Origin of the sequence: Blastococcus sp. MG754426 (assembly GCF_021699055.1) — a bacterium.
In the GTDB taxonomy this organism is placed as follows: Bacteria; Actinomycetota; Actinomycetes; order Mycobacteriales; family Geodermatophilaceae; genus Blastococcus.
Genome location: NZ_SSXC01000210.1, coordinates 1 through 253, shown reverse-complemented (window position 1 = coordinate 253; position 253 = coordinate 1). Strand labels below are relative to the sequence as shown.

Annotated in this window: 1 pseudogene; it reads right to left on the bottom strand. The window is 80.2% G+C overall.

The window, feature by feature from the left end:
* Positions 1-253: pseudogene (locus E9549_RS22995) on the bottom strand (hypothetical protein); the annotation flags it as partial.

Sequence of the window (253 nt, the reverse complement as noted above, 5' to 3'; positions counted from 1 at the left end):
GGTGGGGGCGGCGCCGACGCCGAGCAGGTCGAGTGCGCGGAGGATCTCCCGGCACTGGGCGGCGGTGACGACCTCCCCGGCGACCTCGGCGGCCGGCTGGCTGCCGCCCTGGCCGCCCTGGCCGCCGTCGGGGTCGGGGTCGTGCAGGGCGGGTAGCGGGGCGTGGATGGTCAGCTGGGCGGTGACCGGCGGCCGGGACCTGTCCCAGGGGCGCAGGATCAGGTCGGCGGCGACGGCGGCCCGGAGGACGCCG